Source organism: Plantibacter sp. CFBP 13570 (assembly GCF_014841395.1).
Lineage (GTDB): Bacteria > Actinomycetota > Actinomycetes > Actinomycetales > Microbacteriaceae > Plantibacter > Plantibacter auratus.
This window is the reverse complement of record NZ_JACYTW010000010.1, coordinates 28350-42929: the sequence shown is the minus strand read 5'-3', so window position 1 is coordinate 42929 and position 14580 is coordinate 28350. Positions and strand designations below refer to the sequence as shown.

Here is a 14580-nt window from a genome sequence, read left to right as displayed (position 1 = left end):
CTTCGCGTGCCGAGCACGCCAGAGCAGCTGACCGTCCGGGTGCGGGGGCACCCTCTTGACGGAAGTCGGACGGCGTCGTCCGTCACCAACGCTCATGAATTGTGAGCGCTATCAACCGGATCACAATGTGCACCATGTGGGGGGTTTAAGTCAACTGATTGCAGCACAGGCGACCTCGGTCAACCGATGAGAGCGTTCACAGCACACTCTTCGTCGTCGACATACCCGCACCTCAGCGACCGCCGGCCGCAAATGCACGGGTGCCGCGGGAACTACGGGCAGGCCCGTCAGCGATACCGACGTCGAGCACGCACCGCCCTGAAACTGAGCGTTGTGTTCTTTTTTGTTCCGAGATATGTTCTCTGCCGTTGCTGCTCAATCGCAGCGGAAAGGACACCCCCGATGACATCCCGTCAGCGCGCGCTCCTCACGACGTCCCAGGCCCATCCCATCGGAGAGGTCGACAGACGTCTCTTCGGATCGTTCATCGAGCACCTCGGTCGCTGCGTTTACGACGGAGTCCTAGAACCCGGACACCCACTCGCCGACGAGAGAGGTTTTCGAAGCGATGTGCTCGACCTGGTCCAGGAACTCGGGGTTACGACCGTCCGTTACCCAGGAGGCAATTTCGTGTCAGGCTTCCGCTGGGAGGATGCGGTCGGCCCGAAAGAGCAACGGCCACGTCGGCTCGACCTCGCCTGGCATTCGACCGAGACGAACCAGTTCGGCCTCGATGAGTTCATCGATTGGGCGGCAGAAGCCGACGTTGAGCCGATGTACGCGGTCAACCTCGGAACGCGCGGCGTGGAAGAGGCGTTGAACGTGCTGGAATACTCGAACCATCGCTCAGGCACCGAACTCGCAGATGCAAGAATCGCCAACGGGCACCGGAAACCGCATGCCATTCGGATGTGGTGCCTCGGAAACGAGATGGACGGCCCCTGGCAGCTCGGCCACCGCAACGCAACGGATTATGGAAAGATCGCGGCCCGAACCGCGCGCGCGATGAGGCAGTTCGACGAGTCGCTCGAGCTCGTCGTGTGCGGCTCGTCCCACGCGCGCATGCCGACGTTCGGCGCCTGGGAACACGCGGTCCTGTCCGAGACGTTCGATGACGTCGACTTCATCTCCGCCCATGCCTACTTCGAGGAGACGGACGGCGACGCGGCGACATTCCTCGCTTCTGCCGTGGAGATGGACCGGTTCATCGAGGCAGTCGTGGCACAAGCGGACGCCGTTGCCGGCGCCCGCAAGAGCACCAAGCAGATCATGATCTCATTCGACGAGTGGAACGTCTGGTATAGCGCCCGATTCAACCAGGAAGAGAAGATCACGGCTCCCGACCAGTGGCCGGAGGCACCCCGCCTCCTGGAGGACCGTTACTCGGTCCTCGATGCGGTGGTCGTCGGTGGCCTACTGATCTCTCTTCTGAATCATGCTGACCGGGTCAAGGCAGCATCGCTCGCACAGTTGGTGAACGTGATCGCTCCCATCATGACCGAGCCCGGAGGGCCAGCCTGGCGCCAAACGATCTTCTACCCGTTCGCGGCGACGTCTGCGCTCGCCACCGGACGCACACTGCGAACCACCTTCGAAACCCCGACCTACGACACCGAGAAGTACGGAACCGTTCGTACGGTGGATGCGGCAGTCACCTTCGACGAGTCCGCAGGCAGCGGGTCGGTGTTTCTGGTCAACCGTTCCCTCACCGATGAGGTCGACGTCGAGCTCACACTGGACGGCTGCGGCTTCAGCCATGTCGAGTCGACTCAGACGGTCTCGGACGAAGATGTCTCGGCGTCCAACACACTTGAACATCAGGACCGGGTGGTCCCGCACCCGAACGTGACCACCCGGATCGAAGACTCGGTCCTCCGCGTCACGCTCCCCCCCGTGTCCTGGACTGCCATCAAGTTGGTGTGAGGCGAGGCCCGGTACCGAGCGAACGCAGACGAACGTCGTGCCACTGTTGCGACAGACCGAGTCGGCCTATGCGGCGAAGCGGTTTCTTGTCGACCGTGCTTCCAAGGTCACCATCGCACGCGAACTGGGGATGTCCCGGTTCCGCGTCGCCAGGCTCATCGACGAGGCCTACGAGAACGGGCTCGTCGACGTGAAGATCAGCACGCCGGGCGACGTTGATTGGGAACTCTCCAGTGCGATTCAGGAACAATTCGGCCTGGCCTCGGCCTCGGTCGTGCAAGTGACGGCTCAGGACGCAAAGACGGTCCGGAGCGCCCTCGGGCCAGTGGCTGCGCAAGTTCTGCGGGACGAACTCCGAGACGGCGACCTTCTCGGCGTGTCCGTGGGGAGATCGATGCTCGACGTCGCTCTGTCCGCCCGCGGCCTTCCTCATTGCGATGTGGTCCAGCTCACGGGCATCGCCGCCCCCAATCTTGCGTCGGGTCAAGCGATACCGGACATTATGGCGCGAGCCTCCGGAGGCTCTGCCCATCTGCTGCACTCACCGCTGACCCTCCCGGACCCGACAATCGCGGCCGCGATGCGCAACCGCCCGATCAACCGCCGGAGCCTCGCGAAGTTGGATCATCTCGATATCGCCATCGTCACCATCGGCAGCTGGGATCCTCCCCAATCCCAGCTGTTCGAGACTCTGGCCGATGAGGAGTTGCGCCGACGCATCCTGCAAACCGGAGTGCTTGGGGAGGTGGGCGCGACGCTTTTTCTCGGCGATGGCCGACTCTCGGAGGACCTGGCGCCGGTCGCGATCGCCGTGTCCGTGGCACAGCTCGCTCGCGCGCGCTCGGTCATCGCGGTCGCGGGCGGGCCGGGGAAGGCGCGCGCCATCAGGGCGGCCTTGCTGTCGGACATGGTGTCCTCGCTTGTGACCGACGGCCCGACGGCCCGCGAACTTCTCCGATCGCCGCTCACATGAGCGGTGACAAACCCCGGTTCGGCGAACCGCCCTACCGTGTGGAACGCACACTCGACGAAATGGAAACCACATGACCGACCAGGCAGGTACGAAGGAGCACGAAGTAAGGCGGATGCGCGCAAGCGTGCTGACTGGACCGCGACAGCTGGAGGTGCAAGAAGTCCGTGTCCCAGACGTCGGCTCCCGGGACGTACTCGTGCGAGTGGAAGCAGTCGGAGTTTGCGGATCCGATACTCACTTCTATCGGGCCGGACGGATCGGTGATCTGGTCGTCGAGGGACCGATCATTCTCGGTCACGAGACTGCGGGGGTGATCGTCGACGTCGGTGTTGAGGTTGATCGAGCCAGGATCGGGGAACGGGTGTCTATCGAGCCACAGCGGCCGTGTCGTCGCTGCGATCATTGCCGGAACGGCGATTACAACCAATGCTCGGACATCGAGTTCTATGGTGCCTACCCAATCCACGGCTCGTTCGCCGAGTTCGCCGTCATTCCCGATGATTTCGCATACCGTCTCCCCGACGCCATGACGCTCGAGGAGGGCGCCTTGCTCGAGCCGCTCTCGGTCGCGATCTACGCATGCCGCACTGGACGAATCACGGCCGGCTCGAGGGTACTCATCGCTGGCGCTGGACCGATCGGGCTGCTCATCGCGCAGGTCGCTTTCGCATTCGGAGCAGCCGAGGTGTCGGTGACAGACCCCCGGCGGAGCCGCCGAGATTTCGCGGAGGAGTACGCCGAGGTCCGCGGCATGGTCCCCGCCGCGCTCGAGGGAGTGCCGCCCTTCGCAGATGTCTTCATTGATGCATCCGGAGCTCCATCGGCGATCGTCAGCGGGGTGCTAGCGGTGCACCCTCGCGGAAGGGTGGTCCTCGTTGGGATGGGGATGGACGATGTCACGCTCCCGGTATCGGTGATCCAGCATCGAGAGCTCATGGTGACCGGGACGTTCCGCTATGCACACACCTGGCCGCTCGCTATAGAACTCGCTTCGACCGGGAAGGTGCGACTTGCGCCGCTCGTGACGAGCAGGCATTCGCTCGACGACGTCGAGAGCGCTCTTCTAGCGGCATCGACAGATCCATCCAGCGTCAAGTCGGTCGTCGTCCCCACTGCGATGAAGGAGTGACTCACGGAACGGGCTCGGGCTCGCCATGTTCACTGCTGAGCCCGACCGTCAGAGCTTTCGGGTCGAAGCCCGCACGATCAGGGAGCCGAGGAGCGCGGTGCGGGCAGGGCTGACGACTTCTCCGGCGCTGTCCTCAGAACGCTCGATGAGGAAGCGCATCGTCCGAGCGGCTGCTCGACCGAGGTCGAACGTCGGGATGTGATAAGTCGTGAGTGGGGGCGACATGAGCTGGCTCTGGTGGACATCATCGGTCGCGACGATCGAGATGTCCTCTGGAATGCGCAGTCCTGCTTCGGCGATCGCCTGATACGCACCAAAGGCGCTCTTGTCGCTCACGGCATAGATGGCAGTCGGCGGTTCAGACAACGCCAAGAGCTGCACGGTCTGGCGATAGCCCTTGAGGACGTCACCCGGTTCTTGACGAGGCATGAGCCCAGGGTCGGGAGTCAAGCCGGCATCTGAAAGCGCCGCCTGATATCCGTACATCCGGTCTCGGAGGCTCACATATCGTCTGGATCCGAGGAGCATTCCGATACGGCGATGGCCGAGATCCAGCAGGTGGGACGTGCTCAGGTGACCCGCCGTGAAGTTGTCGGCCGTCACGGCATGCGTGCTGGCGTCGTCCTCGAGGTAGTTCTCCAGAAGTACGACGGGTATCGAACTCCGAACGACGCGCCTGACCACATCGCCGTCGACATCACCTCCGTTGGCCAGGATGACGCCGTCGAGGCCGCCTCCGGACATCGAAGCGAGGTCGCGGATCGGATCGTCGCCGACGCGACAGAGTTGAAGCAACATCCGCATGCCGTGCTCTCTGAGTCCCTGCTCGACGCCTGAGACGACCTGCGCCATGAAGCCGTCCTTCGCCGCCTCCGGAGAGATAGCTTCCATGACGAGGCCGACCGTGAGCTTCCGCGCCGTCTCACGCGGCCGCTGCACGTGGACGTATCCGATCTCCTCTATGGCTTGCAGGATCGCCGACCGACGTCGATCGGAGACGCCGCCCTTGCCATTGAGGACCAGAGACACCGCTGAAACGCTTGTGCCGGCCCGCGCTGCCACATCACGCATCGTCGCAACGCTCGCGGCGCCAGCAGCTTTGGCTGGATTCAGGTTCGACATGTGGCTCTTCTCGGTCGAAAGGTGTCCCTCATCTAAACATGCCGTCCAAAAAAAACAAACAAGAACAGGACGCTTTGTTGCGGCACGTTCCATCACGCCCATAGAGTGCTGCCATCAGTCCCGTCGATGCGGACGGGCTCACGGAATCAGGAGAACTTCATCGATGACCACTTCAGCGCGAGCCGACATCAGCCTGGCATCAACGCCGACGACGTACTCCCGGGACATCTTCGGGCACTTCATCGAACACTTCCACCGGCAGGTCTACGGAGGGATCTTCGAACCGGGCTCGCAGCTGACCGACGAGCGCGGATTCCGCCTCGATGTCATCGAGGCGATGCGCGAGTTGCGGCCCTCGGTCGTTCGCTGGCCCGGAGGCTGCTTCGTATCCGGATACCACTGGGTCGACGGAGTGGGACCGGACCGCGTGCCCTTCTACGATAAGGCGTGGCGCGTCACCGACCCCAACACCTTCGGAACGAAGGAGTTCATCGCGTGGTGCGAGGCCATCGGTGCTGCACCCTACATCTGCACCAACGCTGGAACCGGCACGGCCGAGCAGATGAGCGACTGGGTCGAATACACGAACCTCCCGGCCGGGTCCGGGAAGTGGTCAGATCTCCGAGCAGCACATGGCGACCAGCGCCCCTTCGATGTGCGCTACTGGAGTATCGGCAACGAAAACTACGGTGACTGGGAGATCGGGGCCAAGGACGCTCACGAGTGGTCGCGGCTGGTTGCGGAGTCAGCAAAGATGATGCGCCACGTGGACGAGGACCTCATTCTCCTCACCGCCGCTCGAGCCGACCTGGACTGGATGCTTCCGCTACTCAACGAAGCGGGTCAGTTCCTCGACACTCTGTCGATCCACGGCTACTGGGACAAGTTGTCCCAGGTCGACGAGCCCTCCGACTACCTGACCTCGATCGCACAGTCTGTCGCTCCGCAGGACGACATTCAGCGCACTCGCGAGATCATCGGGGCCGCCGGCCTCACGGGGAAGATCTCAATCGCGTTCGACGAGTGGAACCTTCGAGGATGGCATCACCCGAACGGCAACTCACCCGAGAAGCTCGCAGCACGAGACCGCAACGACCTGAACTCGACCTACACGGTTGCCGACGCCCTCTTCTCGGCAAGCTTCTTCAACACGTGTCTTCGTAACGCGGACATCGTGTCAATGGCGAACATCGCGCCCAGTGTGAACACTCGAGGTCCCCTGTACGTCCATGCCGATGGCGTCGTGCGCCGCACGACATTCCATGTGATGGCCATGTATGCCACTCTCCTCGGCGATCGCGCTCTGACCAGTAGCGCTCAGTCCCGAGAGCTCCCGGGAACCGACATCCCGGTCTTCGATCACCTTGCAACGATCGACGAAGCGACCGGTCAGCTGTCGATCGTGCTCATCAACCGTGAGCCTGTCGAAGACCTGCAGGTCACCCTTTCGATCGGGGGAGTCCCCGTGGACGGCACCTTCCCATCCACCGTCCTGTCGGGTCCCGACGTCGACGCCTTCAATGATGTCGACCGGCCGGACGCGGTCGTCCCTATCGAGCGCCAGCTTGGCTTCCACCAGGGCGTCGTCACCCTCGAACCCCACTCCGTGACGATCTGCCAGATCGCACTGCCACTCGCCCATGGAGCAGGCGCCGTCGAAACGCCGGCGCCTGGGCTCGCTTGGGAGCTCGACGGTCGACTCTGGCACCGCAACGCAACCGCTTGACCCGTCATTCGAACCACCATCGATCAAAGGAGATTTCATGGACATCATCACTGGCGGCCCGGTTATCAGCCGGGCGACGCTGCTCCGGGGGATGGGCGCCGCGGCGCTCCTCTCCGTCACCGGCGTTTCCTTGGCAGCATGTGCCCCAGGAGCCGGCCCGAGCGGCCCAACCTCGGGCAAGCTGGTCTTCGTCGTCTACGGAGACGCGGAGGCCCAGAAGACGTACAACCGTCTTTTCGCGGCGTTCTCGAAGCAATATCCGGGCATTCAACTTCAAGCGCTGGCGATCGCGGCCGACACGTGGGCGGACTTCCTCAACACCGTCTCGACACGGATTGCCGGCGGGCAGCAGATCGATGTCATCCAGGTCGCAACCGAGGGGCAGCGGCTGTTCGCATCACGAGATGTCCTCGAGCCACTCGACTCGTTCATCCGCAAGGACCAGTCGCTGGTCGACGAGTACTACGCCGACACGCCGCCGCAGCTTCGTGAATGGTTGAACACCTACGGCTCGCCCGACGGTCGCACCTACTACATGCCGACCGGCTACAACACGATGGCGCTGCAGGTGAGTACGAAGGTGCTCGCGCAGGCCGGAATCGAACTTCCGGACGCCGGCTGGACGTGGGACGAGTTCCGCGCCGCCGGGCAGACGCTGAAGAGTAAAAACGGTGCGTTCATCGGCACTGCCGGAAGCGGATACTTCATCGATGTCATGCCCTGGCTCGTCAACAACGGTGCCAGCACCATGGACGCGGACTGGACGAAGCCGACCTTCTACACCCCGCAGGCTGTGGAGGCGCTCGAGTTCGTCCGGTCACTGGTCGTCGACCAACTCGTGCCGAAGCCCGGCGGCACCTTCGACGCCGCATCGCAGATGCAGAAGGGCAAGCTGGCCACGTTTGGTGGCGGACGCTGGCCGACTGCCGCCTTCCAGGACTTGAAGATGTCAGACCAGGTCACCCTGCGTCCCTGGCCTCGGAACCAGGCTGAAGGGACAGTCGTCGGCTGGGAGGGTTGGCCGATCCTGAAGGGGTCGAAGAACAAGGAGGCGGCGTGGACCTTGATCAAGTTCCTCATGTCGAAGGAGTACGGGGAGGCGATCACGACAGGAGGTGCTTCCTTCGTCCCTGCCCGCGTCTCGATCACCACGGGCCCGCTTTTCACGAAGGACGCACCTTCCAACTCCACGCTGCTGTACGAACAGCTGCCCACCGCGGTGCCGCTCCCCGCGCCGGATCGCTCCACCGAGTTTGCTCGCATCGTCGAGGAGGCTTGGTCACAGGGGGTGACCGGCGCGAAGTCGGCTGACACAGCTCTCCGTGACGCTCAGAAGAAGCTGGAGGGGCTGGTGTCGTGAGCGCTTCTCCAGCTGCCGTACGGGTGGGGACTCCCTCATCTCCACCCGTACGGCGTCACCGCCGACGCAACGGCTGGACCGCGGCCGCCTTCATCGGGCCCGCGATGCTGCTGTTCCTGGTGTTCATCCTCGGGCCACTCATCGCGGCGTTCATCCTGAGCTTCTTCCACTACGACCTCCTGACTCCGCCCGAATACGCGGGTCTGGAGAACTTTCAGGCCCTCGCCACAGATCCGCTCCTCCTCCGCGCGTTAGGGAACACCTTCCTCTTCAGCCTCGGTTCGATGGTGACCCACCTCGTCGGCGGCCTGCTCCTCGCACTCGCCGTGAACTCCGGCATCAACAAAGTGCTCGGATACCTTGTGCGCTCTGCAGTCTTCTTCCCGTTCCTCATCTCCTGGGCAGCAGTCGCGCTCATCTGGCAGTTCGTCCTGGACCCGGCCTTCGGACTCCTCAACCACTACCTCGGAACGATCGGGATCTCAGCACCGAACTGGTTCGCGGATCCTGCCTGGGCGTTGCCCGCGATCATCGGAATCGACTTCTGGCATACCATCGGATACACGTTCCTGATCATGCTCGCTGGCCTTCAGACCATCCCTCGTGAGATCAATGAAGCCGCAACCGTCGATGGGGCCTCTGCCGTCCAGCGGTTCTTCCACATCACGCTGCCACTCATGTCACCGACGCTGTTCTTCGCGACCATCGTGACGTTCATCGGCGCTTTCCAGATCTTCGATCCCATTCAGATCATCACCAAGGGCGGCCCGGACGATGCGACATTGTCCGCCGTCATGTATCTCTACCGAACCGGCTTCCAAGCGTTCGAAATTGGCTACGCCTCGTCAGTCGCGTTGGTGATCTTCGTGGTCATCATGCTCGTCACACTGGTGCAGTTCATCGGACTTCGCAGATGGGTTGACCAGACATGACATCCTCCACAGATCAGACCGGTATCCCGCGGGGCGCCGACGCCCGTGCGACCCGCACCTCTCGGACACGTCGGCGAACGCCCGGTCAACGCGCAGTACGGTGGCTACTCAACCTGGGTCTCTGCCTCATCATCGTGCTCATGGCAGCACCTCTCGTCTGGCTTGTGTCGTCGAGCCTGACCGCTCCTGAAGCAGCCTTCCAGCTGCCGCCCAACTGGATTCCGATCCCGTTCACCCTGGACAACTTCGTGGCGGTCTTCACCGTCGTTCCTCTCGGACGCATGGCGCTGAACAGCCTCATCGTCGCGGTCATCAGTGTCGGCGGATCGCTGATCATCGCGTCTCTAGCAGCGTATGCGTTCTCACGCCTGCAATTCCGTGGCAAGGAAGCGGTCTTCGTCGTCCTCCTCTCGGCTCTGATGATCCCCGGCCAGCTCACGCTCATTCCCGTGTTCATCCTGATGCGCAACATCGGCCTCATCGACTCGCTGGCCGCCCTCTGGCTCCCTGCCCTCATCAACGTCTTCGCGATCTTCTTCCTCCGTCAGTACTTCAATTCCATTCCCCGCGACCTGGACGAAGCCGCTCGGATCGATGGTGCCGGACACGTGCGTATCCTGTTCCAGATCATGCTGCCGTTGGCCACGCCGGCGCTCTCTGCGCTCGCCATCCTCGGCTTCGAAGCATCGTGGAACAGCTACTTCGGACCACTGGTCTTCTTGAACACGCCTGAGAACATGACGCTCCCGATCGGCCTGGTGTCCCTCTCCTCGGGGCTGGGCTCGGCACAACCGACGGTCGTCTTCGCCGGAATCACCCTGGTGGTCCTGCCGATGCTCGTGCTCTTCCTTCTGCTGCAACGGACTTTTGTAGAAAGCGTGGCGGCGGTGGGGGTGCGCGGGTGACGTACAACGCCCTCGCTTCGGTGCCCCGCAACCCCCTCACGAGAGCGGCGGCGGCGATCTGGACGGACCTCCCTGTCCAACTGCTCCTCGGCACCGCTGCCGCCGCTGCGTGGTCCCTTGCGCGCTACTCTGTTCTGTTCACCTTCATTGCACTGCTCATCGTGGTTCCCATTCTCGGACTGCAACTCGCCGTATTCACCGCGTCCTACGACGGTCGGGCAGTCCGGCTGTCTGCGACGTTGGCGCTACTCCCCCGCGCAGCCCTGTCTGCCTGGCTGTTGAGCGGTCCGGGAGTCGCTGCGTTCGCGCTCACCGTCGCGGCGTTCCAGATCTTCGCCGTGAGCGGCCAGTCCTGGATGCTCCTGAGCGGGGGTGCCGGCCTCGCCGTCACGGTCGTCCTGACTGCCATCGGTCTCATGGCGGTACCACCGACGTTGGCCGGAAAGCAACCGCGTAGGTCGGCTTGGGCCGATGCATTCATCCAGTTCGTTTCGAGGCCAGCGTCAGGACTTGCTACCGTCTCGGTGTTCGGTCTCGCCGGTTGGGCCAGTTCCGTGTTGGCTTTCCCTCTCCTCATTCTGTTGTCCCTGCCGCTCGTCGCCCTGTGGCACGCCACCACTCGGCCACTCACGAACTGACGTTCAGGAGCGAGAGGAGAAGTGGGATGGTCACACAAGCGAGGACCGTCTGGACACCGGTGATGGACGCCATCAGCCGCGCGTCTCCGCCCATGCGGGACGCGAGTACATAGGCCGACGGTGCCGTAGGGACGGCCGTGATGAGCAGGATGCTCGTCAGGGTCGGTCCGGTGATCCCGAACGTTATGGCGATGGCGACTGCGCCGAGCGGGAGCGCGATGAGCTTCACGATGGCCGTGATGCCGATATCGAGGATGTCTCGTCGGGAAAATGACCAGCGAAGCGCCGCACCGGAGATGAGCGTGCCGCAGACGAGGGCCGGAGCTGCGAGAAGCATGATCGTCGAGGAGACCGGGCCAGGCAGTGAAACCCCGGAGAGATTGACGATGAGGCCGAGGGCGACGCCCTGGATGAGTGGGTTCACGAGCATCTCTTTCCACAGTGGCGGTTTGCGGCTGTCTCCTAGGCGGTCACCGAACCTGGACAGCGCACTGACGGAGATCACGTTGACGAGGGGCACGACGACCGCGCTGGCCAGAGCAAAGGTCGCCGTCCCCTCTGCCCCGTGGAGCGACGAGGCGAAGACGAGCCCGATATAGGTATTGATCCGGATCGAGCCTTGCACGAGTGACGTCAGCTGTGGACCGCCCGCGCGCAGCGGCCGCCGGAGAACGACGATCACTCCTGTTGCGACGAGGATGGGCGCAGCGACGCTCACAGCAAGCGGTCCGAGGGGGACCGATCCGAGGTCCGTCGACGCCACAGAGGTGACGAAGAGGGCAGGGGTGAAGACTCGGTAACTCATCCACTCGAGGCCGCGCCAGAAGCTCGGGTCGCTGACGAACCAACGTCGGATGGCCGCCCCACCTCCCAAGAGCAGGAGTATCGGGACGATCGCCGTTGCCACACCAGTCATGAGAACCGACTGTGGTGCAATGGGTCAGTGCAGTTCAACCATGACAATATGACCGGCGCCTTCCTCGCCGCGGACCTCGTGAACTTGGCCCATCGACACTGGTCGCGATCAGCCCTCCTCGACGTGCTCACCACGCACGAGATACGTCGTCGCGAGGTTACCGAATCAGGTTCGACGTCCCTTCGGGACTGGACGGGTCGCCTGCGACGAGTGTTCGACAGCGGCGAGGCCGACGCACGATGCACGGCAATCAATGATGTTCTCGATGCGGCGGTCTCCCGTGTCTACGTCACCACCCACAACGAGTTGCGCCCGCACCTGCACTTCGTCTCGGACGAGCTGGATGTCGTCGCGCGTGTCAGAGCCGTCACCGCCGGCGGCCTCGCCATGTTCCTGGTCGAAGCGGGAGGCGAACGCCTCGGTCGCTGCGGCCGTGACGGCTGCGGTCTGGTTTTTGTGGACACCAGCAGAAACGGCCGGAGAGCCTACTGCTCGGCGCGCTGCGGGAATGCAGTCGCAGTCGCTCGTCATCGTGGCCGGGTCGTGCCGAAGGCTGAGACCGAGTCGGAACGACAAACACGCGCGAATCCGGGTTGGCCCTCGAGTCCGGCGTGAGGGATGGCTGCACGCGACGGTAGGCAATGTGGACGGAGCTCTTGACGTGCGAACCCACACTCGGGCACTCTCCAACTGCGCGTTGTTAACGCTCACATTTTCTCAATGACGAGGAGTGCCCCATATGGCGATACACAGAATCAAGCGCAGGACGAGCCCCGTGGATGGAAGTCATGCGGACAGCGGAGCCGACGTCCGGTCCGATCGAACACGGTCTTCGACGCGTGCGCGGCGTCGCGTCTACAGCATCCTGTGCATGATCGTCGCTCTCGTGGCGTCGCTGGTCGGACCACTCGCCGTCTCGTCCTCTCCGGCCGAGGCCGTCGGAGAGCCGACGTTCAGGAACCCGCTGGTGAGTGGCGCGGATCCCACGATCGAATACGCCGACGGCAACTATTACATGGCCACCACGACCTACGTCAACCGCGTCACCATCCGCAAGGCTCCTACGCTCGCAGCGCTTGCAACGGCCGTGCCTGCGACGGTCTACTCGGACACCGTGCCGGGACGGAACGGGACCATGTGGGCGCCGGAACTCATGCGGCTGCAGGGCCCGAACGGTTGGCGCTGGTACATCATGTACACGATCGGGGCGACGAACACGTTCGCCCAGCAGCACCTCCACGTGTTGGAGAGCGCTGGCGACGACCCGATGGGGCCGTACACCTACCGAGGCCGGCCGGTCCCCACCGACGAGTTCAACATCGACGGTTCGTACCTGGAGCTGGGCGGGCAGCTGTACATGATGTGGTCGGAGGTCAAGCCCGGCTCGCAGAACAACTACATCGCACGCATGTCGAATCCTTGGACCCTGTCGACGGCGCCGGCGATCTTGTCCCAGCCGACCGAGGATTGGGAGCGCGTCGGCTCGCCCGTCAACGAGGGTCCGGTGGCTCTCCAACGGAACGGGCAGACCTACGTGGTCTACTCCGCGAGCTTCTGCGGGACAGAGGACTACAAGTTGGGCATGCTGACCTACGGCGGCGGAGATCCTCTGGTCGCCGCGTCCTGGACCAAGAGTGGACCGGTCTTCTCGAAGGCGAATGGCGTGTTCGGGCCAGGCCACAACGACTTCTTCACCTCTCCCGACGGGACCGAGGTGTGGAACATGTACCACGGGAACGCGGGGCCGAACGACGGCTGCGGCACCGGTCGCACGAGTCGCGCCCAGCCCGTGTCATTCGCCGCCTCCGGCGTACCGGCGTTCGGACAGCCCGTGTCCACAACCACCGATGTGGCCGTCCCGAGCGGTGAGCGCAGTGGCCGCACGCAGGCCGTCAGAGGTGCGTCGATGGAGCTCGTGAATCGCAACAGTGGACTCTGCGCAGTCATCACCGGTGGGAGTCCCGCTGATGGGGCACTCCTCCAACAGGGTCCGTGCACCGGAGAAGCATCCACGCGGTGGACATGGGATTCGACCGGCGACGGCTTCTTCCGACTGGTGAACGCCTCCTCCGGAAAGTCACTCGACTCTGCCAACTGCGGAACCGCCAACGGCACCGCCGCCCGACAGTGGTCATGGCTCGCCAATGCCTGCCAGCAATGGAGCGCCTCGCCCTCCAACGGAGGCTATTCGGTCATCACGAACCGCGCCAACGGTCGCGTCCTCGACGCCGCGAACTGCAGCACGGCGCCCGGATCGGCAGTCCGTCAGTGGGCGGCGCTCGGAAACGCCTGCCAGGACTGGACGCTCCGACCCGTCGGAGACGTCGCGGTGACCTCGACGGCGAGCGGCAAGTCGGTCGATCTCCCGAACTGCTCGACGGCGGTCGGTGCGGTTCTGCAGCAGTTCGACTGGCAGGCGAGCCCGTGTCAGCGCTGGTCGTTCACTGCGGCGCCGGGTGGCGGTGTGCAGATCCACGCCGCTTCAGCGCCCGAGCTCTGCCTCGCAGTCGCAGGAGGAAGCACGTCCGACGGAGCGGATGTCGCCCAAACCACTTGTGGATCGCCGGGGAGCTCCTGGAGGGTGGATCCTGCATCGGATGGCGCGGTTCGCTTCGTCGCGCTCCACAGCGGGAAAGCCCTCGACCTCGGGAACTGCCGGCTGGACAATGGCGCTCGCATCGGCCAGTGGACAGATCTCGGGAATCAGTGCCAGCGATTCCGTCTGGCTAGCTGACCACCGGTGTGCGGACGGCGGGGTCGTCCGATCGCACTCGGACGGCCTCGCCTTGCGCCATTCCCCGCAGGCGGTGACAGACGGCTTGAGCGGCGAGCACACGTCCAGACTCCCTACCGGGAGGATCTCAATGGGCAGCGCGGAACTACCTCAGGTGCATGGCATCGCGTGAAACCATGCGATTGGGTCGATTCCGTGCCGACGGCGGCACAACGCAGCCCT

Annotated in this window: 12 protein-coding genes; 10 read left to right on the top strand and 2 right to left on the bottom strand. The window is 63.8% G+C overall.

All coding sequences use genetic code 11. From position 1 onward, the window contains the following. The first annotated feature begins 402 nt into the window (after positions 1-402). The 3 genes from arfA to IFT89_RS05625 all read left to right on the top strand — a co-directional run bounded on the left by arfA (position 403) and on the right by IFT89_RS05625 (position 4025). Positions 403-1923, top strand: coding sequence for an arabinosylfuranosidase ArfA (gene arfA / locus IFT89_RS05635; RefSeq protein WP_137243670.1), 1521 nt, complete (start codon positions 403-405; stop codon positions 1921-1923). A gap of 37 nt (positions 1924-1960) precedes the next feature. Then, positions 1961-2896 (top strand): sugar-binding transcriptional regulator, encoded by a 936-nt coding sequence (locus tag IFT89_RS05630; protein ID WP_202938457.1) that lies wholly within the window; start codon positions 1961-1963, stop codon positions 2894-2896. 70 nt (positions 2897-2966) lie between these two features. Beyond that, a complete protein-coding gene (locus IFT89_RS05625) occupies positions 2967-4025 on the top strand; it encodes an NAD(P)-dependent alcohol dehydrogenase (RefSeq protein WP_137243672.1) in 1059 nt (352 codons plus the stop codon). A 48-nt stretch (positions 4026-4073) separates the two neighbouring features. On the opposite strand, the gene IFT89_RS05620 is transcribed toward IFT89_RS05625, so the two are convergent. Beyond that, entirely contained in the window at positions 4074-5147 is a 1074-nt protein-coding gene (locus tag IFT89_RS05620; protein WP_161578646.1) for a LacI family DNA-binding transcriptional regulator, read from the bottom strand. Between IFT89_RS05620 and IFT89_RS05615 the strand changes: the two genes are divergently transcribed. The 5 genes from IFT89_RS05615 to IFT89_RS05595 all read left to right on the top strand — a co-directional run bounded on the left by IFT89_RS05615 (position 5146) and on the right by IFT89_RS05595 (position 10708). Further along, entirely contained in the window at positions 5146-6873 is a 1728-nt protein-coding gene (locus IFT89_RS05615) for an alpha-L-arabinofuranosidase C-terminal domain-containing protein (protein WP_197977585.1), read from the top strand. The genes IFT89_RS05620 and IFT89_RS05615 overlap by 2 nt on opposite strands. Beyond that, positions 6788-8233, top strand: a complete 1446-nt coding sequence (locus IFT89_RS05610; protein ID WP_197977586.1) for an ABC transporter substrate-binding protein — start codon at positions 6788-6790, stop codon at positions 8231-8233. The genes IFT89_RS05615 and IFT89_RS05610 overlap by 86 nt, the downstream gene beginning before the upstream one ends. A gap of 104 nt (positions 8234-8337) precedes the next feature. Next, a complete protein-coding gene (locus tag IFT89_RS05605) occupies positions 8338-9165 on the top strand; it encodes a carbohydrate ABC transporter permease (protein ID WP_137243674.1) in 828 nt (275 codons plus the stop codon). 140 nt (positions 9166-9305) lie between these two features. After that, positions 9306-10070, top strand: coding sequence for a carbohydrate ABC transporter permease (locus IFT89_RS05600; RefSeq protein ID WP_197977588.1), 765 nt, complete (start codon positions 9306-9308; stop codon positions 10068-10070). After that, positions 10067-10708, top strand: coding sequence for a hypothetical protein (locus IFT89_RS05595; RefSeq protein ID WP_137243676.1), 642 nt, complete (start codon positions 10067-10069; stop codon positions 10706-10708). Before IFT89_RS05600 ends, IFT89_RS05595 begins: the two co-directional genes overlap by 4 nt. Here the strand turns inward: IFT89_RS05595 and IFT89_RS05590 are convergent. Next, the gene (locus IFT89_RS05590) at positions 10698-11624 is read right to left on the bottom strand and encodes an AEC family transporter (RefSeq protein WP_137243677.1); all 927 of its coding nucleotides are present in this window, start codon (positions 11622-11624) and stop codon (positions 10698-10700) included. The genes IFT89_RS05595 and IFT89_RS05590 overlap by 11 nt on opposite strands. A 27-nt stretch (positions 11625-11651) precedes the next feature. Between IFT89_RS05590 and IFT89_RS05585 the strand changes: the two genes are divergently transcribed. Together IFT89_RS05585 and IFT89_RS05580 are read left to right on the top strand one after the other, a co-directional pair. Then, the gene (locus IFT89_RS05585; protein WP_137243678.1) at positions 11652-12239 is read left to right on the top strand and encodes a CGNR zinc finger domain-containing protein; all 588 of its coding nucleotides are present in this window, start codon (positions 11652-11654) and stop codon (positions 12237-12239) included. A 256-nt stretch (positions 12240-12495) separates the two neighbouring features. Further along, on the top strand, positions 12496-14358 hold the full coding sequence (locus tag IFT89_RS05580; RefSeq protein WP_137243679.1) for an RICIN domain-containing protein: 1863 nt from the start codon (positions 12496-12498) through the stop codon (positions 14356-14358). The last annotated feature ends 222 nt before the right edge of the window (positions 14359-14580 follow it).